21 protein-coding genes are annotated in these 25868 nt (G+C 61.3%); 5 read left to right on the top strand and 16 right to left on the bottom strand.

What is annotated here, in order from left to right:
* Positions 1-24: 24 nt before the first annotated feature.
* Positions 25-1260, bottom strand: coding sequence for an MFS transporter (locus B1781_RS03840; RefSeq protein ID WP_078118395.1), 1236 nt, complete (start codon positions 1258-1260; stop codon positions 25-27).
* Positions 1261-1550: 290 nt separating this feature from the next.
* Here B1781_RS03840 and B1781_RS03835 point away from each other — a divergent pair, with 290 nt between their 5' ends.
* A complete protein-coding gene (locus tag B1781_RS03835) occupies positions 1551-1784 on the top strand; it encodes a DUF2789 domain-containing protein (RefSeq protein WP_078118394.1) in 234 nt (77 codons plus the stop codon).
* Positions 1785-1839: 55 nt separating this feature from the next.
* Here the strand turns inward: B1781_RS03835 and B1781_RS03830 are convergent, their stop codons facing one another.
* The gene (locus B1781_RS03830) at positions 1840-2616 is read right to left on the bottom strand and encodes an alpha/beta fold hydrolase (protein ID WP_078118393.1); all 777 of its coding nucleotides are present in this window, start codon (positions 2614-2616) and stop codon (positions 1840-1842) included.
* Positions 2617-2763: 147 nt separating this feature from the next.
* Here B1781_RS03830 and nhaA point away from each other — a divergent pair, with 147 nt between their 5' ends.
* The gene (nhaA, locus tag B1781_RS03825) at positions 2764-4107 is read left to right on the top strand and encodes a Na+/H+ antiporter NhaA (RefSeq protein ID WP_078118392.1); all 1344 of its coding nucleotides are present in this window, start codon (positions 2764-2766) and stop codon (positions 4105-4107) included.
* 28 nt (positions 4108-4135) lie between these two features.
* Here the strand turns inward: nhaA and B1781_RS03820 are convergent, their stop codons facing one another.
* The 3 genes from B1781_RS03820 to B1781_RS03810 all read right to left on the bottom strand — a co-directional run bounded on the left by B1781_RS03820 (position 4136) and on the right by B1781_RS03810 (position 6950).
* Complete coding sequence (locus tag B1781_RS03820) at positions 4136-4615, bottom strand: hypothetical protein (RefSeq protein ID WP_078118391.1); 480 nt, start codon at positions 4613-4615, stop codon at positions 4136-4138.
* On the bottom strand, positions 4612-5046 hold the full coding sequence (locus B1781_RS03815) for a hypothetical protein (protein ID WP_078118390.1): 435 nt from the start codon (positions 5044-5046) through the stop codon (positions 4612-4614). Before B1781_RS03815 ends, B1781_RS03820 begins: the two co-directional genes overlap by 4 nt.
* A gap of 296 nt (positions 5047-5342) precedes the next feature.
* Entirely contained in the window at positions 5343-6950 is a 1608-nt protein-coding gene (locus B1781_RS03810) for a methyl-accepting chemotaxis protein (RefSeq protein WP_078118389.1), read from the bottom strand.
* 423 nt (positions 6951-7373) lie between these two features.
* Here B1781_RS03810 and B1781_RS03805 point away from each other — a divergent pair, with 423 nt between their 5' ends.
* Both B1781_RS03805 and B1781_RS03800 read left to right on the top strand, forming a co-directional pair.
* Complete coding sequence (locus B1781_RS03805) at positions 7374-8510, top strand: FIST signal transduction protein (RefSeq protein ID WP_078118388.1); 1137 nt, start codon at positions 7374-7376, stop codon at positions 8508-8510.
* Positions 8511-8512: 2 nt separating this feature from the next.
* Positions 8513-10816, top strand: coding sequence for an EAL domain-containing protein (locus B1781_RS03800; RefSeq protein ID WP_078118387.1), 2304 nt, complete (start codon positions 8513-8515; stop codon positions 10814-10816).
* A 56-nt stretch (positions 10817-10872) separates the two neighbouring features.
* On the opposite strand, the gene lpdA is transcribed toward B1781_RS03800, so the two are convergent.
* From lpdA to B1781_RS03760, 8 genes are all read right to left on the bottom strand, one after another.
* Positions 10873-12306 (bottom strand): dihydrolipoyl dehydrogenase, encoded by a 1434-nt coding sequence (lpdA, locus tag B1781_RS03795; protein ID WP_078118386.1) that lies wholly within the window; start codon positions 12304-12306, stop codon positions 10873-10875.
* 169 nt (positions 12307-12475) lie between these two features.
* Positions 12476-14170 carry a dihydrolipoyllysine-residue acetyltransferase gene (aceF, locus tag B1781_RS03790; RefSeq protein ID WP_078118385.1) on the bottom strand — a complete coding sequence of 565 codons (1695 nt, stop codon included), beginning with the start codon at positions 14168-14170 and terminating at the stop codon, positions 12476-12478.
* Between the two features lie 45 nt (positions 14171-14215).
* The gene (aceE, locus tag B1781_RS03785; protein ID WP_078118384.1) at positions 14216-16873 is read right to left on the bottom strand and encodes a pyruvate dehydrogenase (acetyl-transferring), homodimeric type; all 2658 of its coding nucleotides are present in this window, start codon (positions 16871-16873) and stop codon (positions 14216-14218) included.
* 315 nt (positions 16874-17188) lie between these two features.
* The gene (locus B1781_RS03780; RefSeq protein ID WP_408646338.1) at positions 17189-17608 is read right to left on the bottom strand and encodes a YqaA family protein; all 420 of its coding nucleotides are present in this window, start codon (positions 17606-17608) and stop codon (positions 17189-17191) included.
* A 138-nt stretch (positions 17609-17746) separates the two neighbouring features.
* Positions 17747-18592: a sulfur globule family protein gene (locus B1781_RS23100; protein ID WP_164513242.1), complete on the bottom strand. Its 846-nt coding sequence runs from the start codon at positions 18590-18592 to the stop codon at positions 17747-17749.
* Positions 18593-18745: 153 nt separating this feature from the next.
* Positions 18746-19168 carry a sulfur globule family protein gene (locus B1781_RS03770; RefSeq protein WP_078118382.1) on the bottom strand — a complete coding sequence of 141 codons (423 nt, stop codon included), beginning with the start codon at positions 19166-19168 and terminating at the stop codon, positions 18746-18748.
* Positions 19169-19413: 245 nt separating this feature from the next.
* Positions 19414-20133, bottom strand: coding sequence for an MlaA family lipoprotein (locus B1781_RS03765; RefSeq protein WP_078121916.1), 720 nt, complete (start codon positions 20131-20133; stop codon positions 19414-19416).
* 126 nt (positions 20134-20259) lie between these two features.
* On the bottom strand, positions 20260-21144 hold the full coding sequence (locus tag B1781_RS03760) for a TraB/GumN family protein (protein WP_078118381.1): 885 nt from the start codon (positions 21142-21144) through the stop codon (positions 20260-20262).
* A 17-nt stretch (positions 21145-21161) separates the two neighbouring features.
* On the opposite strand from B1781_RS03760, the gene rnt reads away from it, so the two are divergent.
* On the top strand, positions 21162-21812 hold the full coding sequence (gene rnt / locus B1781_RS03755) for a ribonuclease T (RefSeq protein WP_334223873.1): 651 nt from the start codon (positions 21162-21164) through the stop codon (positions 21810-21812).
* An 86-nt stretch (positions 21813-21898) separates the two neighbouring features.
* Here rnt and grxD read toward each other — a convergent pair whose 3' ends face one another.
* From grxD to B1781_RS03740, 3 genes are all read right to left on the bottom strand, one after another.
* Positions 21899-22240: a Grx4 family monothiol glutaredoxin gene (gene grxD / locus B1781_RS03750; protein ID WP_078118380.1), complete on the bottom strand. Its 342-nt coding sequence runs from the start codon at positions 22238-22240 to the stop codon at positions 21899-21901.
* Between the two features lie 136 nt (positions 22241-22376).
* The gene (locus tag B1781_RS03745) at positions 22377-24161 is read right to left on the bottom strand and encodes an N-acetylglutaminylglutamine amidotransferase (protein WP_078118379.1); all 1785 of its coding nucleotides are present in this window, start codon (positions 24159-24161) and stop codon (positions 22377-22379) included.
* Position 24162: 1 nt separating this feature from the next.
* Positions 24163-25713 carry a hydantoinase B/oxoprolinase family protein gene (locus B1781_RS03740; RefSeq protein WP_078118378.1) on the bottom strand — a complete coding sequence of 517 codons (1551 nt, stop codon included), beginning with the start codon at positions 25711-25713 and terminating at the stop codon, positions 24163-24165.
* Positions 25714-25868 lie beyond the last annotated feature (155 nt).

Genomic DNA, 25868 nt, shown 5'->3' with positions numbered 1-25868 from the left:
CTGCGCGAGCGCGCCTTTCAGTGATCACTGGGTGTCGTCGGTCGGCTTGTCTGCGTCAGGGTAGAGCTCCAGGGCCACGGGCGTCGTGCGTACCATCGGCACGTACTCGCCCTGCTCCGCCAGCGGCGGCGGCGAACGGCGGGTGACTCTGTACAGACCGAACAACGCGAGCAGCGCAGCGGTCGTTGCCGATACCACCGGCAGGCCCACCGCACCCATGTATTCCATGGTGCCGCCAACCAGCAACGGCCCGCTCAATGCCCCGGCGCCGTATACCAGCAGCAGACCGCGGGTCGCCTCGAGCACCTGCCCCGCTTGCAGGTGATCGTTGGTGTGCGCGACACACAGACCGTATAGCGAAAACATCAAGCCGCCGTAGATACTGGCGGCGACGATCAGCCCGGTGTACCCGGCTGTGACCACAAACGCCAACACACCCGCCACCGTGGCGGTCAGCAGGCTCACCACGATCAAAACGCCACGCCGGTCGTGCCGGTCGGAGAAATGACCGATCGGCCACTGCAACAAGGCGCCGCCGAGAATGGTCGCACTCATCAGCACCGCGATCTGCAGCTCATCGAGCGCCAGTCGCTGACCAAACACCGCGGTCATGCCCCAGAACGAGCCGTTGACGATGCCGGCGGCCAGTGCGCCGACCGCGCCCAACGGTGAAATACGAAACAGATCCTTGAGATGCACGCGCTGGACGAGTTCGATACGCGGCTCGGTGACACGAGTGATTGCGACCGGCACGATGCCGAGGGTGATCAACATGCCCGCCAGGGCAAACAACACCAGCTGGCCGGTATCGCCCGCCAGCAGCAAGAACTGCCCGCCCCCCAGCGCGACCAGGGTGCTCATCATGTAAACGGAGAAGATGCGACCGCGCGCACCACCTTCACTTTGTTCGTTCAGCCAGCTCTCGACGACCATGTAGATGCCAACGACGCTGACACCATTGATCACACGCAGCAGGAACCAGGCCAAGGGATTCACCAACAGACCGAATGACACCGCAATCACCGCCGTAATCGCCGCCAACGCCGCGAAGGTGCGGATATGACCGACATTGCGAATGATGCGCGGCACCCACAAGGTGCCGGCAATATATCCCACGTAATAACCGGCCATGATCAAGCCGATTTCCAGGCTGGCGAACTGATCGAGTGCAGCGCGCATACCCAGCAAGGTACCGAGCAGTCCGACACCGGCCAGCAACACGGCCAAGCCGCCAAGCAACACGACGATAGTCGCCGTCATTCGACACCCGAACAAGCGGTTTGCAGATGCGGCACGATCACTTTTCTACGATGCATTAATGACTGGCTGAAAACTGGTTTATTTCAACAAGTTTAAAGAAGCGATATCGAGGATCAAGCACTTACACGCCCACCACTTGCCGATATTCACCACTTGCCTGAACAGCCGCGGTGTATTTGCGGCGACCGTTGCGGTTGACTCTGAAGAATCTCAAAAAGGGTCACAAAACTTGCGGAACTCGCGCTGCGCTACTAGCGTCGGATAAGGACAAACGCCACAAGGAGTCGACGATGGAAACCATCAATCACGACATGACCAACCTGTTTGCCCAACTCGGGCTGCCCAGCGACCGGGCGTCGATCGCGGAGTTCATCGAGGCGCATGGCCCGCTGCCGCAGAGCATGCCGCTGGCCGATGCGCCGTTCTGGAATCCCGCGCAGGCCGCGTTTCTGCGCGAAGAGCTGCGCGAGGACGCCGATTGGGCGCCGGTGATCGACAACCTCAATGCCAATCTGCATGCCTGAAGAGGCGTTGCAGCGGGTCACGTCAGATTCATGCTGCAAGACGATGGACGGCGCGCTAGCCGGCTAGAAACGCCTCCAGGCAGTGGCGAAAACCTTCCGGCTGCTCGGCGTACACCCAATGCCCGGCGCCAGCGACCGGACACAGCTCAGCGTTCGGAAAATAGCGGCGTATCGCTTGTTCGTATGCCGGTTTCACATAGCCGGAGAGTTCGCCGTAGATAAAACTGCTCGGCCCTTCGTAACTCACACCGTCGGGCTGGTCCGGAAAGTCCGTGATCTCGGCTTGGCGTGCGGCCAACGACGCCAGGTTCAGCCGCCAGCCCCAGCCATCGGCTTGCTTGACCAGGTTCTGCAGAAGGAATGCACGGATGCCGCGTTCCGGTATCTGCGTGGCCATCTGGGCATCGGCCTCGCTGCGATTTTTGACGGCATGCACGTCCACCGCATCAAATCCCGCAAGAATATTGTCGAAGTCATGGGAATAGCTGATCGGCGACATATCGACCACGGCCAACGCGTTCACCCGTTGCGGGTAGTTCAATGCAAGGTGCATCGACACCTTGCCACCCATGCTGTGACCCACCAGCGTCGCGGCATCGATGCCCTGCGCGTCGAACAGGCCGAGCAGATCGTCAACCATCGCCTGATAGCTGACGTCGGGATCGTGCGGTGACTGCCCATGGTTGCGCAGATCGGGCACCAGGACGAAATAGCGCTCAGCCAGGTATTTGGCGATCGATCCCCAGTTCGACGACGAGCCGAACAGGCCGTGCAGCAGCACGATGGGCGGATCGGCATGGTCGCCATAATGTCGAAAACTCAGTTGCAGCATGCCCGAAGTGTATGGCAATCCAGGGCCCGACCGACAGTTGGATCGAAACGCGCCATAAATAATGGTCTGACCTATCGAGCCAGGCGAGGCTGAATCTGGGGGACACTCGCTGTATCATCGCGCCAACAAGAAACGGACAGGCATTGCATGAGCAGACACGCCCCCTGGGAAAAGACGTTCGACAAAGTCGTCACCCCATTCGAAGAGTTTATTCATCACGAGTCGACGTCTGGCCTGCTGCTGATGGCCTGTGCGGTGGTGGCCCTGGTGCTCGCCAACACGGCGCTGCACGACACCTACGAACACATTCTGCACGCGCCCATCGGCTTCAGCATCGGCGGTTGGCAACTCGAACACAGCCTGCATCACTGGATCAACGATGGCCTGATGTGGCTGTTCTTCTTCCTCGTCGGCCTGGAGATCAAGCGTGAGGTGTTGGTCGGACAGCTTTCCGACATGCGCCAGGCGATGCTGCCGATCATTGCCGCCATCGGTGGCATGGTGGTGCCCGCCGGCCTGTATGCGCTGATCAACGCGGGTGGCACCGGCATCTCCGGCTGGGGCGTACCGATGGCGACCGACATCGCGTTTGCCGTCGGCGTGCTGGTCATGCTGGGTAGCCGCGTGCCCAAGAGCCTGCTGACCTTTCTCGTGGCCTTGGCGATCGTCGACGACCTCGGCGCGGTCGCGGTCATCGCCATCTTCTATACCGATACGATCGTGTGGGAGGCGCTCGGCGCCGCCTTGCTGCTGTTCGGCATACTCGTCTCGTTCAACCGCTTCGGCATTCGCAGCCCGCTGCCGTACTTCGTCGTCGGCCTGCTGCTGTGGATGGCGTTTCTCGAATCGGGCGTGCACGCGACGGTCGCCGGCATCCTGACTGCGTGGACGATCCCGGCGCGTTCCAAGTTCGACTTCAACCTGTTTGCAGAAAAGATCGAAGCGCTCAGCCAGCGCATCCATCAGCGTCGCGCCACCAACGACGTCTGCACCGTCGAACACAACGAAGAAGAACGCCGCGGCGTCATTCAGACGCTACTCGATGGCATTCACCTGGTGGAGACGCCATTGCAGCGCCTGGAGCACGGGCTGCACGTACCGGTGGCCTTCCTTGTCGTGCCGATCTTCGCGCTGGCCAACGCGGGCATCCCGATCCACCTCGACCAACTGCCCGCGGTCGTCACCGACCCGATCACCCTCGGCATCATCGCCGGCCTGGTACTGGGTAAGTTGATCGGCATCGCCGGCATCTCGCTGATCGCCGTAAAACTCGGCATCGGCCAGTTTCCCGAAGGCACGAATGCCAAGCACCTGGTCGGCGTCGGCCTGCTGGGTGGGATCGGCTTCACGATGTCGATCTTCATTGCCGAACTCGGCTTCAAGGGGCAGACGGAGGCGTTGCTGCTGGCCAAAACCGGCGTGCTGCTCGCGTCGATCATCGCAGGTGTGGCCGGCTACCTGTGGTTGAAGCTGGCCAGCAAACCGCAATAAACCGTGCCGGCTCGTCGCCGGCATTCGGCTATTTCGCTGTCTCTGCCATCGGCAGGCCTTTCGCGGCGGCATAACGATCGGCAGCCCGGATCACCTCGTCGGACGTGCACACGAACGAGTAGCTCATGACCTTCGACGAGAAGTACTCGCGCATCTTGTCGTTGCCGGCGGCTGCGTTGGCGACAGCTAGATCGTCGCTGAACAGCTTGCCGAGCATTGCATCCGCGCGAACATGCTGGTCGATGCAATCGTAGACCTGCTGGGTCGGGTATTGCTGCTCGATGTACAACGCCGTGGGGCGCCGCTCGGTCGCCTCGTCGGCCAACTTCTGGCAGATGTTGGGCCAGTTTTCGACGAAGCTGCCGTCCTGCGGCAAAGGCTCGGCATACAAACCGGTGCTGAAAAAGATCAACCCGGCTGCCCCCAGCCAACCCGCCGACCGCTGACAACGGCGAACCGCATTGCGCAAAGCGCCGGTGGCATCTGCCACGCTGCATTTCATCGTCATTGCTGCACGCTCCCCAGGTAGGCATCGCTCGATCTGCCGAGCTGATCGGCAAAGCACTGGATCTGGTAAGCCGCCATCTTGCCTTCGAGATAAGGACGAAAATCGGGGTTGCGAACCTGCGCCTTCAGACTTTCGGCATCTGCGCCGATGGCGCTGAACACCGGATCGGCTCGGAGCTTCTGATCGACGCACGCGCAGGTGCCCTCAACGGAAACGGGATGGGCATCGACCACCTTTGACGGTCGCGACATCAGCCGCCTGACGAACTTGGGACAACTTTCCGCGGCGCGATCGGCGATCAGCGACGGCGATGAGGCATCGTCGGCAACGACCGGCAAGGCAAACAAACAACCCACCAATATCGCCAGCAGCCTTGTTGCTGGCAGTCGACGTTGCACGACAACGCGTGAACTCAACGCATTCCATGGCATGACAAATGATTCCCCTGTACTGGCGCCGGGCGGCGCAATGCTCTCAAACCGGATCGCAATCCCGGCTACCGAGCTCGGGGATTCTAGGGGATAAACGCCTATGCGCAAGTGACAGGCTCACACCCTTGGGTGGGCCTGACCGTTCTTGCCGAAGGCAAAACCAATCGGCGCAGATTGAGCGACCCTTCCCCCCGGGGGATTGGTCGCCGTCCGACACCACCGCACGCGACGGTTGGGAAGCTCGCTGTTCCCGCGCGGCGGCGGGCACCGTCACAGCGCGGCGATGCCGGAAGACGTCAGGTGCGGAACTGGCCGACGATGCTGCCGAGCCTTCCCGCCAGATCGGAGAGCTGGCCGGTCGACTGCACGATGCCGCCAGCCTCGTTTTCAGTGTCCTGCGCTGAGGTCTGAATGCGCAGCAGGTTATTCGATATCTCGCCGGCCACGTGCCCCTGCTGTTCTGCGGCGACCGCGATCTGTCGATTGAGTTCGGTCATCGACTGCACCGCCTGTTCGATGGCCCGTAGGGCCTCGGACGCATTGCCCGAGGTCTCGACCAGCTTCGTCGTCGTTGAACCACTCGCTTGCATCGCCTCGATCGATTGCCTGGCGATAGCCTGCAGACCCTCGATCATGTCCTGGATCTCGGCAATTGATTTCTGGGTTCGCGCCGCCAGGCCACGTACCTCGTCGGCGACGACGGCGAAACCACGTCCGCTCTCACCGGCGCGCGCCGCTTCGATCGCCGCATTCAACGCCAGCAGGTTGGTCTGTTCGGCGATGGTCTTGATCACATCGAGTACGGTACCGATGCGTTGGCTGTCTGCCTCGAGCTTGTTGACGACCTCGGCGGCGTGTTCGACGTTTTGTGCCAACTGGTTAATCGTGCGGATGGTGTCGTCGACCACCTTGGCACCATGATGCGATTGCTTGCTGGCTTCCTGTGCCGCCTGCGACGCCGCCGCAGTGTTCTGCACGACATCGCTGACGCTGGTCGCCATCTCGTGCATCGCCGTGGCGACCTGTTCGGTGTCCATGCGTTGTTGCTGCATGCCTTGGCGCGTGCGCGCGGTAACTCCGTTGAGCGCCCCCGCCGACTGGTTGACCGTACCGGTCACGTCCGACAGTGTCGCAACCGTCTCGCGCAGATGCGAGACAAAGGCATTGAACGCCTTTGCCAGGTCCGCCACCTCGTCTTGACCGTTGGCAGGCAGGGTAACGGTCAGGTCACCGCGGCCTTGGGCAAAGGTCTGCAAGCGCTTGGCGGCGGCCTTGATCGGCTGGCTGACACTGCGCACAACGATCCAGTAAGCAAGCAACGAGATCAGAATGCCGAGCGCCATGGTCATCGCCGTAATAACGAACGCCGTCGATTTCGTGGACTCGATCGCCGCGGCCTCGCCTTCGACGGCACCGTCGCCGGCCTCTTCCATCTGCTCGACGAACTCGAGCAGTTCGCCCACGGCGCGATCAAAGGTTTCGCCGGCGGCCTCACGTTGGGCCGCATTCGACTGCTGCATCGCGGCCAGCAAGGTGTCGCGCACGCGCTCGAACTCCGTATGACGCCGTTTGAACTCCCCGGCGATGTCGGCGGCAATCAACCCGCTATCCAGCATCCGCTGACTGGCCTCCGCAGCCACCTCGATGCCTTCGCGCAATGCGGCCTGGTAGTCGGCGATGCGATCCGGGTGTTGCACCATGCGCTGCACGGCAATGATCTGTCCTTGCAGACCAATAGTCGTCTCCATCGCCCCGTCGGCCGCGTCCCAGGCATTACCCGAAACAAAGTCGAGTGTTCTCGACAGGCGATCGACACTCCATAGGCCGGCGCCGCCGGTCGCCAGTAACAGCGCACCGATACAGGTGAAAGCCAGTCCAAGCTTCTTACCAATGGTGAGTCGCATCGAAGGTCCTCTCTGGGGTTTGTCGCCCCTGCCAAGATCAAGGAATCAACCCGTACGAGGGTTGGCTCAGCGCACCGCCGGTGGCGTGGGGTGAGTCTGCATGGATTGCGGCTGCGAACAGTCGTTCTTGAATTTCCTGTGAACCTGTTTCCGGGTCGCGCGTGGGGCGCGCTCCGCGAAAGAAGAAAGCACGAAAAACCCCTTATTTATCGGGTTTTAGCGCAACCGGAACCAAAAACTCGGGATCGAAAAGATTCGCCTTTTCGTGATCCGGGTCGATAAATACGAGGATGGCAGGTTGTGCTTGCAGGGACCGTTGACGTTGCCGTCAACCGTTTGCAGCGGTCGGTGGCATACCACTGATCGCCAGGTTTCCAGGGGATGGAACAACAACCCGTAGTTTGAGTACCCAGAGACCTCTCGATGGCAATAACCCAGCATACGTTCACGTGGCGACCGATCATCGGTTTCGACCGTGCAGCAACACCATTGGCCGATCAGGCACAACTCGTATTGCTGTTTGCGTCCGGCAATCTCATGCCCGACCTCGCTGTACCCGTACGCGAGGTGATCGAGATGTTTCCCAATGCCGAAATCGTCGGCTGCAGTACTGCGGGCGAGATCCTCGACGTTGCCGTCGGCGACTCCAGCATTGTCGGCATTGCAATGCATTTCTCCGCCACCACGGTACGCACTGCGCTGGTTGCCGATCACGGCCACAACCTGAACGCCGCGGTCGATAGATTGGTGACCGATCTGCAAGGCGAGAACTTGCGCTATGTGCTGCTGCTTTCCGAAGGCCTGTACATCAACGGTTCCGAGCTTGCGTCGGCCATGCAGGCAGCGCTCGGCGACGACGTTGTGATTACCGGCGGCATGGCCGGCGACGGCGAGCGCTTTTCGACCACAACCGTGTTTCACAATGACCGCTTGTGCAGCCACGGCATTGTCGCGGTCGGCCTGTACGGGAATAGCCTGCGTGTCGGCCACGGCTCAATGGGCGGATGGGATCCTTTCGGACCAACCCGCACGGTAACGCGTTCTGAAGACAACAAGCTGTACGAACTCGACGGCGTATCGGCACTTGATCTCTATAAACGCTATCTCGGCACCTACGCCGAAAGCCTGCCGGCTACCGGCTTGCTGTTTCCGCTAAGCATCCGCCCGGCCAACAGAGAGCATGAACTCGTACGCACCTTGCTGGCGATTGACGAGGAAGCGCAGAGCATGACGTTCGCCGGCACCGTTCCGCCCGGCAGCCAGGCGCGTTTTATGAAGGCCAACTTCGATCGCTTGGTCGACGGTGCCGCGGGGGCCGCCGATCAGGCCAAGACGTGCATGCAGCGCGATGCCGACGTAGCCCTGCTGATCAGTTGCGTCGGCCGGCGCATGGTGCTGGGCGACTTGGTGGAGGAAGAGCTCGATGCGGTTCGCGAAGTATTGGGCACGCGTTCCGTTCTGGTCGGATTCTATTCCTACGGTGAGTTGTCGCCGGTGGCCGACTATGGCTGCGAGTTGCACAACCAAACAATGACGATAACGACGCTTTCCGAGGACTAGGCGTGCACCCATTGCTCGAGCGACAACTCAAACGCTACTACGGCGACGGCCCGATCGACGCCGACCTGCAGCGCCTGCTCGAGGCGGTCGACCACGCCTATACGCGCAACGATCAGGATCGTGCGTTGCTCGAACAATCCCTTGAGCAGAGTTCGAATGAACTCTATGAGCGCTACAACAAACTCACCCAGCAGCTACAGGCGAACAAGGCGGCACAACGCGATCTTCAACAGACACTGTCATTGCTGGATGCCACCTTCGACGCCACCGAGGAAGGCATTCTGGTCATCGACAACGACGGCCGCGTGGTGAGAGTCAACGAGGTATTCAACCGCATCTGGCAGGTGCCGCCTTCGCTGACCGAGCTGAACGACCCCGGCCGGGTGCTCTACTACGCGGCAGACCAGGTCATCAACCCGACAACCTTCATCGGCGATATTCAGGCCTGCCACACCTACGGACGTACCGAAACGGCCGGGATCATCGAACTCAAGGACGACCGCATCTTCGAGGTGTTCTCCCGTCCACAGGTCATGCAGGGTGAATGCATCGGCCGCGTGTGGTCATTCCGCGACATCACCGAAAAGAAAACCGCAGAGAGAAAAGTCGAGCTCGCCAGCAAGGTGTTCGAAGTCTCGACACAAGGCATCATGATCACAGACGCCGATCTGAATATCATCGACGCCAACCACTCACTGTGCGAGATGCTGCAACTCGACCTGGCGGCACTCGTCGATCGCCGCGTGACCGAACTCGAAAGCGAAGACCACGGCCTGTCGTTCAACGAGAACTTCGCGTCCAAGCTGACGGCCGATGGCGAATGGTGGGGCGAGCTACGTTCGCGCCACATGGCGAACGCCGACCGCGTCATCTGGATCAACTTCAGTACCGTGCACAACGAAAAAGGTGAGATCGCCAACTATGTCGGCATGTTTTCCGACATCACCAAGCTGAAGGCCGCAGAAGATCAGCTGCAACAGCTCGCGTACTTCGACCCACTCACGAGCCTGCCCAACAGGCGGTTCTTCAAAGAGTACGTAGACAACCAGATTACCGAACCGCAGGTGCCCGGGCAGACGCTGAGCCTTCTGTACCTCGACCTGGACCGCTTCAAATTCGTCAACGACTCATTGGGGCACGAATCGGGCGATCAACTTCTTAGCGAGGTCGCCAACCGTATTCGCAGCCAGGTGCGCCAAAACGACCTGGTATCGCGCCAGGGGGGAGATGAGTTCGCAATCGTACTTGTCGACGAAGATGACCATGCGGCGGTCAGCGAGGTCGCTACGCGGATCATCAAGGCGTTGAGCCTGCCGTTCGAGATCAAAGGGCAGCATGTCTATATCGGTGCGAGCATCGGCATCTGCGCGGTGCCGGAACAGGCCGCCACCTTCGACGAAGCGGTGAGCAAGGCCGATGCCGCCATGTACCTGGCCAAGGCTGCCGGTAAAGGCCGACACTGTTTCTGGAACGAGAAAACACAGTCGGCGATGGATGCGCGCATCGTGATCGAGCGCGAACTGCACGATGCGATCTCGCAGGATCAGCTGATGGTTCACTATCAACCCATCGTCGACGGCGTACAGTGCAAGCCGGTAGCGATGGAGGCACTGCTGCGTTGGGAGCACCCACAACGCGGCCGAATTTCACCGGACACCTTCATTCCGATCGCCGAGGAGAACGGCCTCATCAGTGCCGTCGAAGACTGGGTGATCGACCGCGTATGCAATGATCTGCAGCAATGGTCACGCAGCGGCGTGCCGCTGCTTCCGGTGAACATCAACGTATCGGCCAGACACCTGGCAGACAAGATGCTGCGGCGGCGACTGCTGTCGGCGCTGCAGCGACATCAGATACCGCCCAAGTTGATCTGCATCGAGGTTACGGAAACAACGGCGATGAGCGAGCCGGAAGAAACGATCAAGGTATTGCAGGAACTCCAGGAGATCGGGGTGCAATCGGCGATCGACGATTTCGGCACCGGCTACTCGTCGTTGAGTTACCTCAAGCAGTTGCCGGCCAACACGCTGAAGATCGACCGCTCGTTCGTGCGCGACATTGCACACGATCACAACGACCGCGATATCGCCAAGGCGATCGTCGAACTCGGCCACAGCCTGTCGATGGAGATTACGGCCGAAGGCGTCGAAGACACCGCTCAGTTGGCCATTCTGCGCAAGATGGGTTGCGACAAGATTCAGGGATGGTTGTTTGCCAAGGCCTTACCGGCCGATGAAATGGCGGAACTGTTGCGAGGCGGCAGTTCGTTGCTGTCAAGTAACGACAATGCGGCGGCGTGTTCCTGAGCGAGGTGCACCGCCGCTGACGCTTCCGCCATGACTGGCGGAAGCCGTTGATCGACTCAGCGCTTTTTCGGCGGCATCAGGTCGGTGATCGAGCCTTCTGCCATCTCGGCCGCAAAACAGATGGTCTCATTCAGCGTTGGGTGCGGATGGATGGTCAGGCCGATGTCTTCGGCATCTGCGCCCATCTCCAGGCCGAGCACCGTCTCACCGATCAGCTCGCCCGCGTTGCGCCCAACGATACCTGCACCGAGCAGACGCTTGGTTTTGGCATCGAAGATCAGCTTGGTCATGCCTTCTTCACGCCCAATGCCGAGCGCGCGGCCGGATGCGGCCCAGGGGAAGACGCCTTTTTCGATCTCGATACCCTGCGCTTTCGCGTCGATCTCGGTCAGGCCCATCCAGGCGACTTCCGGGTCGGTATAGGCGACCGAGGGGATGGTCAGCGGATCGAACAGCGCCGGCAGACCGGCGATCACCTCGGCGGCCACCTTGGCTTCGTGCGTCGCCTTGTGCGCCAGCATCGGGTTACCGACGACGTCACCGATGGCAAAGATGTGCGGCACATTGGTGCGCATCTTGTCGTCGGTCGGAATGAAACCACGCTCGTCGACTTTGACGCCTGCGGCCTCGGCGTTGATCTGCTTGCCGTTCGGTGAACGGCCGACGGCGACCAGCACTCGGTCGTAGACCTTCGACTCGGGCGCCTTATCGCCCTCGAACGAGACCTTGAGCCCACTCTTCTGCGCCTTGATGTCGCTGACCTTGGTCTTCAGCATGATACTGTCGACCTGTTTTTCAAGGCGCTTTTGCAGCGGACGCACCAGGTCGCGGTCACAGCCTGGAATCAGGCCGTCCTGCAATTCAACGATATCGATCTCGCTGCCCAGCGTCGCGTACACGGTAGCCATCTCAAGACCGATGATGCCGCCACCGACGATCAGCATCTTCTTCGGCACGTCTTCAAGGGCAAGCGCGCCGGTCGAGTTGATCAGGCGCGGATCATCATTCGGGAAACCGGGGATCTTCACCGCGCTGGAACCGCACGCGATGATGCAATGTTCGAATTCGATACGGGTCAGGCCGTCATCGGTCTGCACTTCGAGATGGCGCGGATCGGTGAACTTGCCGACACCGGTCACCACCTGCACCTTGCGTTGCTTGGCCAGCGCCGCCAGGCCGCCGGTCAGCTTGCCGACAACCTTGTCTTTGCCGGCGCGCATCTTGTCCAGATCGATCTTCGGCTGCGTGTAACGCACACCCATGTGTTCGAGCTCGGCAACCTCGTTGATCACCTCGGCGGTGTGCAGCAGCGCCTTCGATGGGATACAGCCAACATTGAGACAAACACCGCCGAGGCTCGCATAGCGTTCTACCAACACCACCTGCTTGCCGAGGTCGGCTGCGCGAAAAGCCGCCGTGTAACCTCCGGGCCCGGCGCCCAACACCACCACCTGGGTACGGATATCCGCGACTTCGCCTTGCTTGCTCATAAAAGTTCCTCTATCCCAAATCTCTGCGCGACCCGACGCAATTATGGACCTTCGTAGTACAGCACATACTCGAGATCTCGTTTGACGGCAGGCATTAACGCAGCATTTCAGCCAGTGTGCACGGCAACGATGTCAATGCTGTGCATTGCGTGCCGAACATTAGCCGACACTAAAGCAGCAGACGCCGGATGTCGCCCAACAGCTCACCCAGATAGGTCGTGAAACGCACCCCTTCAGCGCCGTCGATCACGCGGTGATCGTACGACAGGCTGAACGGCATCATCAGTCGTGGTTCAAAGGTTGAACCGTCCCACTTGGGTTTCATCTCGGCACGCGAAACACCGAGAATCGCAACCTCCGGCGCATTCACGATCGGCGTGAACTGCGTGCCGCCGATACCGCCGAGGCTCGAGATCGACAGGCAGCCGCCCTGCATATCACCCGGTGCAAGCTTGCCCTCGCGCGCCTTGCCGCTGACCGTGCCCAGGTCGGCGGCGAGGTCGAAGATGCCCTTCTTGTCGACGTCGCGGATCACCGGCACGACCAGGCCGTTGGGGGTGTCGACCGCCACGCCGATGTGCACGTACTTCTTCATGATCAACGCCTCGCCATCGGGCGACAGCGAACTGTTGAACTGCGGATAGGCCTCGAGTGCCTTGCACACCGCCTTCATCAGGAACGGCATGAAGGTGAGCTTGACGTCGGCCTTGGCCGCGGCATCTTTCTGCGATTTGCGAAACGCTTCGAGCTCGGTGATGTCCGCCTCGTCGAACTGGGTAACGTGCGGCACGTTCAGCCAGGCACGATGCAGATGTGCGCCACTGAGTTTTTTGATCCGACCCAGAGGCTTTTCTTCGATCTCACCGAACTTGGAGAAGTCCACCGCCGGAATGCTCGGTAGCTGCACGCCACCCCCACCTGCCGATGCAGCCGCCGTCGGCGAGCCTTCGGCCAATGCGCGCTTGACGAAGTTCTGCACGTCGTCCTTGATCACGCGACCCTTTGGCCCGCTGCCGTCGACATAGTGCAGATCGACACCCAGTTCGCGGGCGAAGCGGCGTACGCCCGGGCTGGCATGCGGATTCTTGCGTGGCGCATCGGACGGGCGTGCGATCACCGGGCGGCGCAATGGCTCTTTCTCGCCGGGCGCCCTGGCCGGTTCCGCCGGGGCCTCTGCTGCCGCCGACGTCTGCACCGGCGGTTCACTCGGCGCACTCGGTGCCGCTGCCGGTGCAGCGCCGCCGCCCAACGTTTCCATCGTACCTAGCAGATCGCCTTCGTTGACCTTGTCGCCGATCTTGACTGCGATCGACTTGATCGTGCCGGCGAACGGCGCCGGGATCTCCATGGTCGCCTTGTCGCTCTCCAACGTCATCAACGACTGTTCGGCCTCGACCGTATCGCCTTCGCTGACCAGGATCTCGATGATCTCCACGTCGTGAAAATCGCCGATGTGCGGCAAGGGCACGTCGCGCACCTCGGGTTCGCCACTCGGCGCGTCGGCTGCAACCGCCGGTTCGGTTGTCGCAGCTGGGGCCGGCGCGGTGGTCGGCGCTGGCGACTCTTCGGCCTGCGGCTCGGCTGCCTGGGTGTCGGCAGCCGCCGCGTCCGCCGATGCGCCGTCGCCGGCCTCGAGGGTAACGATCAGGTCGCCCTGGTTAATCTTATCGCCGACCGCCACCTTCACTTCGGCGATCACGCCGGCCTGCGGCGCCGGTATATCCATGCTCGCCTTGTCGCTCTCCAAGGTCAGCAGGGAGTCTTCGGCCTCTACCGTGTCGCCCGGCTTGACCAGGATCTCGATGACCTCCACGTCGTGAAAATCACCGATATCGGGCAACAACACATCGATTATCTGTGCCACGTTACTGTCTCCGTATCACTGTCTGTGCTGGCTATTCGCTGTCACTCAGACAGTCGCGGGGTTGGGCTTGTCGGGGTCGATCTTGTAGGCCTTGATCGCCTGCGCGACCAGGCTGGTATCGACCTCACCGACATCGGCGAGCGCCTTCAGGGCCGCCACGACGACATAGTGGCGATTGACCTCGAAGAACTTGCGCAGCTGCGAACGAAGGTCGGACCGGCCGAAGCCATCGGTACCGAGCGTCAGGTAGTGCCGGTCGCCGAGGTACGGTCGGATCTGCTCCGGGAAACTGCGGATATAGTCGGTCGCCGCAACCGCCGGGCCTTTCTTGTCGTCCAGCATCTGGCTGACATAGGGCACGCGCGGCTTGTCCATCGGATGCAGCATGTTCCAACGTTCTGCATCGATCGCGTCACGCTGCAGCTCGGTGAAGCTGGTCACGCTCCACACGTCGGCGGCGACGTTCCACTCGTCTTCGAGCAGGGCTGCAGCGGCGATGACCTCACGCAGGATCGTGCCCGACCCCATCAGCTGCACACGCTTCTTCTTGCGCGATCCCTGACGGTACAGATACATGCCCTTGATGATGCCGTCGGCGACATCGTCCGGCATCTCCGGCTGCACATAGTTTTCGTTCATGACGGTGACGTAATAGAAGACGTTGTGCTGCTCCTCGTACATCTTCTTCATGCCGTCGTGCAGGATCACTGCGAGTTCGTAGGCGAACGTGGGGTCATAGGCGCGGCAGTTCGGGATGAACGCCGCCTGCAGATGACTATGGCCATCCTGGTGCTGCAGACCTTCGCCCGCCAAGGTCGTCCGACCGGCGGTACCGCCGAGCAGGAAGCCACGCGCCTGCATGTCGCCGGCCGCCCAGGCCAGATCGCCGACACGCTGGAAGCCGAACATCGAGTAATAGATGTAGAACGGAATCATCGTGACGCCGTTGTTGCTGTACGACGTGGCAGCCGCGATCCATGACGACATCGCGCCGGCCTCGTTGATCCCTTCCTGCAGGATCTGGCCTTTCTTGTCTTCGCGGTAGTACATCACCTGATCGGAATCGACCGGCTTGTACAACTGGCCGACCGACGAATAGATGCCAAGCTGACGGAACATGCCCTCCATACCGAAGGTGCGTGCCTCGTCCGGCACGATCGGCACAACGAATTTACCGATGTCCTTGTCGCGCGTCAGGCTCGACAGGAAGCGCACGAACGCCATCGTGGTCGACATCTCGCGGTCGCCGCTGCCTTCGAGCAAGGCTTTGAAGGTATCCAGCGCAGGCACCTTGAGCGGCTTGGCTTCGGCGCGTCGACTCGGGATGTAGCCGCCGAGCTTGTTGCGACGCTCGTGCAGATAGGCCATCTCAGGGCCATCGGTCGGCGGCTTGAAGTACGGCGCTGGACCGATCTGGTCGTCGGGGATCGGGATATTGAAGCGGTCGCGGAACGCACGCAGCGCCTCTTCACCCATCTTTTTCTGCGAGTGGGTGATGTTCTGCCCCTCGCCGGCCTCGCCCATGCCGTACCCTTTGACGGTCTTGGCGAGGATGACGGTCGGCTGCCCCTGGTGCGAGGTCGCCGCTGCGTACGCCGCGTGGACCTTGATCGGATCGTGACCGCCACGGTTCAGGCGCCAAATATCCTCGTCGGTCAGGTTGGCGACCATCGCGGCCAACTCGGGGTACTTGCCGAAGAAGTGCTCGCGCACGTAGGCACCGCCGTGCGCTTTGTAGGCCTGATAGTCGCCGTCGACCGCCTCTTCCATGCGCTTGAGCAACAGGCCGTCCTTGTCGCGCGCCAAGAGCGGATCCCAGTAACCACCCCAGATCACCTTGATCACGTTCCAACCGGCACCACGGAACACCGCTTCGAGTTCCTGGATGATCTTGCCGTTGCCGCGCACCGGGCCATCGAGACGCTGCAGGTTGCAGTTGACGACGAACACCAGGTTATCGAGACGCTCGCGCGCAGCCAGCGAGATGGCGCCGAGCGATTCGGGCTCGTCCATCTCACCGTCGCCCATGAACGCCCACACCTTGCGGTCACCGGCATTCTGCAGACCGCGGTCGTGCAGGTAGCGCATGAAACGAGCCTGATAGATCGCCATCAGCGGACCCAGGCCCATCGACACCGTCGGGAACTGCCAGAAGTTGGGCATCAGCCAGGGGTGCGGATACGACGACAGGCCGCCGCCATCGACCTCCTGGCGGAACAGATTGAGCTGTTCTTCGCTGATCCGCCCCTCGAGGAAGGCGCGCGCATAGATGCCGGGCGCCGAGTGTCCCTGGTAGAAGATCAGGTCGCCTTCCTGGCTCTCGTTGGTCGCACGGAAGAAGTGGTTGAAGCCGACGTCGAACAAGGTGGCGCTGGACGCAAAACTGGCGATGTGGCCGCCAAGCTCGGTCGCCTTGCGATTCGCCTGCACCACCATCGCCATCGCGTTCCAGCGAACGAAGGAGCTGATGCGCCGCTCGATCGACTGATCACCCGGATAGGCATCCTGGCGGGTCACGGGGATCGTATTCAGATACGCGGTATTCGCGCTGTACGGCAGGTAGGCGCCTGAGCGGCGCGCCTTGTCGATCAGCTTTTCGAGCAGGAAGTGGGCGCGGTCCGGGCCCTCGTTCTCGAGCACACCTTCAAGTGCGTCGAGCCATTCCTGTGTTTCCTGGGGGTCCAGATCCGGTTTCACGGCCATAGTGCTGCGCTTCCAACGGGTTGATCGGAGACGTGTTCGGGTAAAGAAAGCTGTTCGGCACGCCAAATATGGGGGGCAAGTAAAGCAGATCGTTTGCAAACATGCCAATGCAAATTTCAATAATCTTTATTTTTCAGCAATTTAACGTTTTTCTGACTATAGACAATCGTCCTAAAAATGTGCACAAATGTAGGTCGTTTCGGTATTTTTCTGCGACTTTTCAGTGCGATAGACCAGCCCACGCGGGCCGCAAGCGCACCGTCAATGGGCGGGCAGCCGGCGTCGTTCGCAGCTATCGATGCAGACTGACCGGCGTCATACGACCAGCCACGCCAGCACCGCGTAGCGCGCGAATTTGCCGATGGCGACCATGACGGTGAACAACCAAAGGCGCACTTGCAGCAGGCCGGCGGCCAGGCACAAGGGATCACCAACGACCGGTAGCCAGGCGAGCAACAGCGTCGGCGTACCCCACCGTTGAAACCACCGCTCGGCGCGGCGTAGCGCACCCTCATCGATGCGCAACCAGCGCTGCAACACCAGATTGCCGCCGCGACCGATCGCATAGGTCGACAGGCTGCCGAGCAGATTGCCGACGGCGGCAACCACGACCAAGGCTGCGGGATCCCCGCCGCCCTGCTCGATGCGCAGCAGCAGCAAGGCCTCAGAACTGCCGGGTAGCAGCGTGGCGGAGAGGAAGGCGCTGAAGAAGAGAGTCCAGTCCAAGGGAGGCACGTTGAACAGATGAGCGGGACAGCCCGCGCGAACAGTTTACCCTTCCGCCCGCACCTGTCTGTCGCAGACGCGAGCCGAAAAAAAAACGCCCGGCCATGCCGGGCGTTTTCTATTTGCTGAATGCCAGCGAAGTGCAGATTAGATCTGCTTGCAGCCCTGCTGCATCTGAGCGCGTCGCTCTTCCATCGCCTTCTTCATTTCTTCCATCTTGGCCTGCATGGCAGCCTTCTGCTCTTCCTGCTTGGCCTTCATAGACTCAAGACGCTGCTTCATATCAGCCGACATTTCAGGTGCCTTGGGCGCTTCGAAAGCTACCGGGCGAGTCATCGGCTTGAAGCAGTTGCCGGTCATTTCCGGGCGTTCAGCGCGAGCGAACTCAGGCATCGGCGGACGCTCAGGACGCTGCATGTCGAACTTCGGCATTTCCGGGCGCTCCGGACGGGTCATCTCGGGCATCGCGAATTCCGGCATCTCGGGAGCGCGGAACTGCATCTGCTGAGGAGCCTGAGCAGCGTACTGCTCAGCTGCCTTGCGCTGGGCTTCTTGCGCAGCCTTGAAGGCCTCGGCCTGCTTGGCAGCATACTGTTCGGCTGCCTTGCGCTGAGCTTCTACGGCTTTCGCCTGCTGCTCGGCCATGGCTTCCTGCTGTTCCTTGGTCATCGTCGGCGCGGTATAGGCCGGTGCACCGTAAGGCGCTGCCCAGTAAGGCGCGTTGTAGTTGTAGCCACGGCCATAGCCGTCGCCGTAACCGTAGCCATTGCCGTAACCGCGCATGTTGGTGTGGCCGCGGCCCGAGAAGTTCATGCTGAAGGTGCCTTCACCGGCAGCGTCGCCAGCACCGTCGAGCACGCCATTGGTGTAGCCATTGCCGGCGCCATAACCATTGTTATAGCTGTTGTTGTAGCCGTTACCCCACCAGGCAGAGGCACTTGCAGAAGCGGTCGCAATGGCTGCGGCCAAAGCAATTCTGGTCAATTTGGTCATGTTATTGGTCCCCAAAAGAGAATGTTGGCGTCAGAAGGATTCGGGAGCCATACAACTTCTTCCCGGATATCCCGCCGAGCGATCAGCGGGATATCCGGACCGAGTCGCACACTTCCTTGTGTGCCGATGCTTCCGTGCGTCCCGACCAGACGATTACTGGGCTTGAGCCGGAGCTTCCGGAGCCGGAGCCGGCGGAGCCATCGGTGCAACCGGTGCGCCGTAAGGTGCGTAGCCGCCGTACGGGTAGCCGTAGCCGTAACCACCGTAGTAAGGCTGGTTGTAGTTGTAGCCGCGGCCGTAACCGTCGCCGTAGCCATAACCGTTGCCGTAGCCGCGCATGTTGGTGTTGCCACGACCCGACATGGTCATGCTGAAATCACCAGCTGCAGCGCCGTCGCCGAGGAAATCGCCAGAGGTGTTGCCCCAACCGGTGCCGTCACCCCAGCCATTGTTGTAACCGTTGTTGTAACCATTGCCGCCCCACGGGCCGCCGCCCCAAGGACCACCCCACCATGCCGAAGCCGAGGCTGAAGCAGCGATCAAAGCTGCGGTGGCAGCCACTTTCAAGAGTTTCATAGCGTTCTCCAATTGTGGAAATCGTCGGAATTGTGTTTGTACTGCTGGGTCGTACGTCCCCTGTGCGACCCTGAGCGCAAGTATTTTAGTATTTACTTAAACTGTCAATTACTAAATGGCCCCGGCGGGTACGAAATAACCCTTCGATTGCAGTTGGTTGATCCGCGTCAACTTGGCCCACGCGCAACGAAAAAAGCCCCCTGAAAAGGGGGCTTTGACGGTAGCTGTACGCGACGGATCGCGGGCTATTCGTAGACTTCCGGCGGTGGGTTGCCGTCGTATACCTGATCCTGGCGCCGTTGCAGGTAGGCATCACGCACGAACGCATAGGGATCGAGCGCCGCCTCGTCGAGCACGCGACTGGCGTTGAGCAGATCGGCGCGCTTATCCACGACGTTGAGCCCACGCAGACTCCAGCGAACCGCGTCGTCTTCGACGTAGGTCACCGGGTCGGTGAACCAGTCGACGACCACGCCCACGCCGTCGCGCGCGCTGCTCGGGCCGAAGAACGGCAGCACGACATACGGCCCCGAGTCGAGACCCCAGACGCCCAGCGTCTGGCCGAAGTCCTCGTTGTAACGCGGCAGATCCATGTTGCTGGCAACGTCGATCAGGCCAAGGATGCCGATCGTACTGTTGACCGCGACCCGCCCGACGTCACTGAAGGCGCGCCCGATCTTGAACTGCAGCAGGTTGTTGATCGCCGACCGCACGTCCGCCAGGTTGTTGAAGAAATTGGTGACACCCTTGTTGACCGGGGCCGGCGTGATGTAGTTGTAGCCACGCGCCAGCGGCTTGAGCACCGCATTGTCGACGGACTCGTTGAAACTGTACATGGCACGGTTGTAGGACTCCAACGGGTCCCGCGGATCGCGATCGACACCACTCGCACATCCACCAAGGCCCAGCGTCATCCCAAGCAGCAGGGCCAATCCCACCTTGTACAACCAGGTAGCGTTATTCATATTGTTTTCCTTTGTTTCCAGCACGTCGGATTTACGAGACTCCCCTCAACCGACCGGTGCATTATAGGCATTCGGTTCGCCACTGCGACAGCCGATACCGACCGCGCGTGTGAAACCTCACTCACTTCACCAGGGCTCGACCCGGTAGCCGAGACGCTGTAAACCCTTGACCAGGCCGGTTTCCCCGCTCAGGTGCAAGGCGCCCACGGCGATCATCATGGGCCGCTGCTGCAGCATCTCCTGCACGCGCTCAAGCATGCGAATGTTGCGCTTGGCCAGCAGATCGTCTTCAAACCAGGCCTCGACCTCGGGCGGCATCTCATGGGTCTGTTCGCGGGCAACCGCGTCCAGACCGGCCAATCCACCGTCCAGATAGGCCTTGGTCATCTCTTCGAGCTGTTTCGGCACCAAATCGGCGTTCTGAATCAGGTTATCCAGAAGAGACAACTCCATTTCCCGCGACATGCCGCCGAACAGGGCCATCTGTTCAAAAATCGTTTCGATGCCGAAAACCTCGCGTTCGAGTCGTAGCGCCTCCAGGTAGATCTTCATATCCAGCACCACGCCGGATTCCTGCGGCGGCATCCACAAGGTCATCGCCGCTGCCCAGGGTTTGAGACGATCGAGGTACTCGGGAGCCACCCCGATGTCCTCGCCCATAGTGGCGAGCCGCCGAAACCGACAATCGCCCACGATCTCCCGCAGACTCTGGTCGGGGGGCAGAAACAACGTCAAACCGGCGGCCAGCATCGGCAGCCCGTCGGGGATCAACTCGAGTGCGACGACGTCGACTTTCTCGATCGCTGTCGAGATTCTGGGCACCAGGGCGAGAATCCGTTCGTCCTCGGAGTGCATGGTGCCGACCAGGTAGCTCGTCGGCGCGCCTTCGCGGCTGACCTCGAAGATCAGGCCGCGTGATTGTGCCGCGACGTCGCCCCAAACCAGTACCAGTACCAGTACCAGTCCGATCCATCGCCATCCATGAGGGTAAATCGCTATCAGTCGTCGCATTGGGTATCCTGCCAAATGTGGAAAACAGAGCTTACAACACCGCCATCAGCCAACGCTTCCGTGGCTATCTTCCCGTCGTTGTCGACGTCGAGACCGCAGGCTTCAACGCCCAGACCGACGCCCTGTTGGAGATCGCTGCAGTGATCATCGACATGGACGGCGACGGCAACCTGTTACCGGCCGAGTCGGTGGACTGCCATGTGCAGCCGTTCGAAGGCGCCAACCTCGACCCCAAGGCGCTGGCCTTCAACGGCATCGATCCCGATCACCCTTTTCGCGATGCCAAGGTCGAGAAAGCCGCCCTCGACCACGTGTTCGCGCCGATCCGTGCCGCGGTCAAGGCGAGTGCCTGCAAGCGGGCCATCCTGGTCGGGCACAACGCATTCTTCGACCTGGGATTCATCAACGCGGCCGTGGAGCGCACCCGGCACAAGCACAACCCGTTTCACCCGTTCAGCACCTTCGACACGGTGACCCTCGGCGGACTGGCCTATGGGCAGACGGTGCTGGCTCGCGCGGCCATCGCAGCCGGCCTCGACTGGGACGCCGACGAGGCGCACTCGGCAATCTACGACACGATGAAAACCGCCGAACTGTTCTGCGGGATCGTCAACCGTTGGCAATCGGCATTCAGCGAACATCCGTGGATGCAGGTGGCCGGCGGCTAGCCGACCCTACTTGGCGGACACGCCCTTACAAAACAAAAAAGGCGGCTCGAAGCCGCCTTTTAGCTGCGTTGGTGGAGCCTATCCGGTCAACTGCCCGATTCTTCCGCCGGCCACTTCTTGGCTGCTTCGCCCACCGCTTTCTTCAGGTCGCCACTGGCGTGCATCTCCAGCGTGATATCGCAGCCGCCGATCAGTTCACCATCGATATACACCTGCGGAAAGGTCGGCCAATCGGCAAACCGCGGCAGATTCTCGAAGATCTCAGGATCTGCCAGCACGTTGACGTAGGCGAATTTCTCGCCGCAATCCTGCAATGCCGCAGCTGCGCGCGATGAAAAGCCGCACTGGGGGAACTGCGGCGTACCCTTCATGTAGATAATGATCGGGTTGTCTTCTACCTGGCCTTTGATTCGTTCCAATACGTCCATCTCACCACCTCGATTGATTTGCGCCGATCCCGCCAAATTATGGCCGAACGCTCGTTTTTCAAGTGCTGGACAGTGTAACAGGCCCTTGATCGAAGATTCCCCACGCCCACTACGGCCGTTCCGACCAACCGGTGGCCTATACCGAGGGCGCGTTGTCCACGTTGCGTTGCAGCCAGAACTCCAGCAGCGCCAGATGCCACAGCTTGCTGCCCATGATGCGCGTGTGGTGCATCTCTGGGGCGGCCAGCAGGCGCTCGACATACCCGCGATCGAACAGGCCGCGCTGCCGGCAGGCCTGGGAATCGAGGATGTCGCGCATGAAATCCAGAAACTCACCGCGCACATACTTCAGCGCCGGCATCGGGAAATAGCCCTTGGGCCGGTCGATTACCGCATCGGGCACGATGCCGCGCGCGATGCGCTTGAGTAGGTGTTTGCCGTCCGATTTGAGCTTGAGGTCGACCGGGCAACGCGCCGCGACCTCGACCAGGTGGTGATCGAGAAACGGCACACGCGCCTCCAGCCCCCAGGCCATGGTCATGTTGTCGACCCGCTTGACCGGGTCATCGACAATCAGGGTCGTCACATCCAGTTTCAACACGGCATCGAGAAAGTCGCCCGACAGGCCGTCATCCAGGCGCTTGCCGATATACGCGCCGGTATGGTCGTCGCCACGGTAGGGCGGTGTCACCATATTCAGAAACTCGTCGTGGTCACGATCGAAATAGTGTTTGCGAAAGCGATCAAGGCGGGACCCTTCGGTCTCGGCAAGCATGCGCGGATACCAGAAATAACCGCCGAATACCTCATCCGCCCCCTGCCCTGACTGCACGACCTTGATGTGCTGCGAGACCTGTTCGGATAACAGATAGAAGGCCACGGCATCCTGGCCGAACATCGGCTCGGCCATCGCATCGACCGCTTCGGGCAGGCGTTCGAGCACCTGCTCGTTGGGCACCAGAAACTTGTGGTGGATTGGCTGGTAGCGTTCGACCACTTGGTCGGAATACTCGAATTCGCTGCCCTTCTCTTCCGGTTGGTCTTCGAAGCCGACCGAGAAGGTGTGGAATCCCTCGACGCCGATCTCAGCCAACAGCGCCACCAGCAGGCTCGAATCCAGGCCGCCCGACAACAATACGCCGACCGGCACGTCGGCCACGTCGTTGCGCTTGCGCACGGCTGCCATCAGTGCCTCGTGGGTCGCGTCGACCCACTCCTGTTCACTGCGCGCCTCGGGCAGACGCGTGGCATCGAGTTCCCAATAGCGCTGCAGTTGCTGTCGGCCGTCGGCCTCTACGACAAGCGAATGGGCGGGTTCGAGCTTGCGGATGCCGCGCAGGATCGTGTGCGGTGCCGGGATCACCGCATGCAGGGTGTATTGAAAATGCAGCCCGACTGGATCGATCGCGGTATCGATACCGCCGCCGGCGAGCAGCGCCTGGGTGTTCGACGCGAAGCGCAGGCGTTTATCGTCTACGGCATAGTAGAAAGGCTTGATGCCGAAGCGGTCGCGCGCGGCGAACAGCCGTTGCTTGCGCTCGTCCCAGATCGCAAAGGCGAACATGCCGTGCAGATAGCGCGGGCAATCGTTACCCCACTCGCGGTAGGCCTTGAGGATCACCTCGGTGTCACCGCCCGAAGCGAAGGTGTGACCTTTGGCCTGCAGCTCGCTGCGCAGTTCGCGGTAGTTGTAGATCGCGCCGTTGAACACCAGGCTCAATTCATCGTCGACCATCGGCTGATGCGAACGCGCTGACAGGTCGATGATCGACAGCCGGCGATGGCCAAACGCAACACGACCCTGCCGCCATACTCCGGCGTCGTCCGGGCCACGCCTTTCAAGCGCCGGTAGCATTCTTTCGATCAGCCCGGACTCGACCGCTTGCGCATCGAAGCGCAATTCACCACAGATACCACACATGTCAGGATTTCTCGTTCAAAGGACTTCCGCAGCCACCGCCGCCGGGGGTCTCGATACGCAGGCGGTCGCCTGCAGCGAGGTTGCCCTCGCATTTGGAGGGCAGCAGCTCACCATTCAACAGGTTTCGGCCGACCATGCCGGCGCCGCCGTCTTGCACGCCCCACGGCGCGTGTCCGCGACGCTCGGTAAGCAAAGTGAAATGCGCCGCTGACAGAAATCGGTATTCGCGCACCAGGCCGTCGCCGCCTCGGCGACGGCCTTCTCCGCCCGATGCGCCTCGCAGGGCGTAGCGCTCGACACGCAACGGGAAACGGCTTTCGAGCACCTCGACCGGTGTGTTCAGGGTGTTGGTCATATGCGTCTGCACGCCACTGAGGCCGCCACCGGCCGGCCCGGCCCCCATGCCACCGCCGATGGTCTCGTAATAATCCCACGCTGCGCCTGGTGTGGCACTGCCCATCGCGAGGTTGTTCATGCTGCCATGACTGGCTGCCGGTATGCGTTCGGGCAACGCCTCGGCCAACGCACCGAGCACCACGTCGACCACACGCGTGCTGGTCTCGACGTTGCCCGCGGCGACCGCGGCCGGTTTGCGGGCATTCAGCAGGCAGCCCCCGGGAGCACTCAAAGAAATCGGTCGAAACGCCCCTGCACAGGCCGGCATCTGCGCCGGCATCAGGCAGCGGAAGACGTAGTAGACGGCCGCCGCGGCCACGGCCAGGGGACAGTTCACGTTGCCGTCGACCTGGGCGGCCGTACCATCAAAATCGGCAACAATGCCGGCCCCGCTGACGATCAGCGTGACCTTGATCGGGATATCCCGGTTGCCCTGACCATCGTCGTCGAGAAAGTCGGTGAAGCTGTAGCGCCCGGCCGGGATCTCGGCCAGCGAGGCGCGTGCCAGGCGTTCTGCATAGTCATTCAGCGCCTGGATACCGGCGACAAACGCAGCGCTGCCGTAGCCGCTGATCAAGCCCTGCAGCCGCCGTGCCCCGGCGCGATTGGCCGCCACCTGGGCGCTGAAGTCGCCGCGCGATTCGGCCCGGTTGCGTGTCTGTTGGGTGACGCGGTCGAGCACATCGCCGACGAAGACGTCATCGCGCAGCAGGTGCACGGGCTCGATGACCACGCCTTCCTCGTCGAGCCTCGAAGAAATCGGCATCGAACCCGGCGAGGCCGCCCCGATATCGGCGTGGTGCGCACGATTGACGACGAAGGCGATCAACCGCTCGTCGCAGAACACCGGCGCAATCACCGTGACGTCCGGCAGGTGCGTGCCGCCCAGAAAAGGATCGTTGAGCATGACCTGATCGCCCGCACGCCAATCGATGCCGGCAACGATGTCGCGCATCGCATAGGCCATGCTGCCGAGATGCACCGGGATATGCGCGGCCTGCGCGCACAGCTCACCCTGTGAATCGAACACGGCGCACGAGAAATCGAGGCGATCGCGGATATTCGGCGAGAACGCCGAATTACGCAGAACCAGGCCCATCTCCTCACACACGGCGTTGAGACGGCTGGAAAAGATATTGAGTTCAGCCGGATTCATATTGTCGGATAGTCACCGTTCCGCTGTTGCATTTGCGTCATTTCCGCCTCGTATTACACCCGATGCAGCCGCCGGGTTGCCAAAGGCTATTGCTGAGATATCAAACAGTAAGCCGCACGAAGTGCCGCGCGTCATCATCCGTTGACATCTGTCGC

Source organism: Thiosocius teredinicola, from assembly GCF_002009425.1.
Lineage (GTDB): Bacteria > Pseudomonadota > Gammaproteobacteria > Chromatiales > Chromatiaceae > Thiosocius > Thiosocius teredinicola.
Note: the sequence above shows the minus strand (reverse complement) of the source record. Positions and strands in the feature narration are given on the sequence as shown.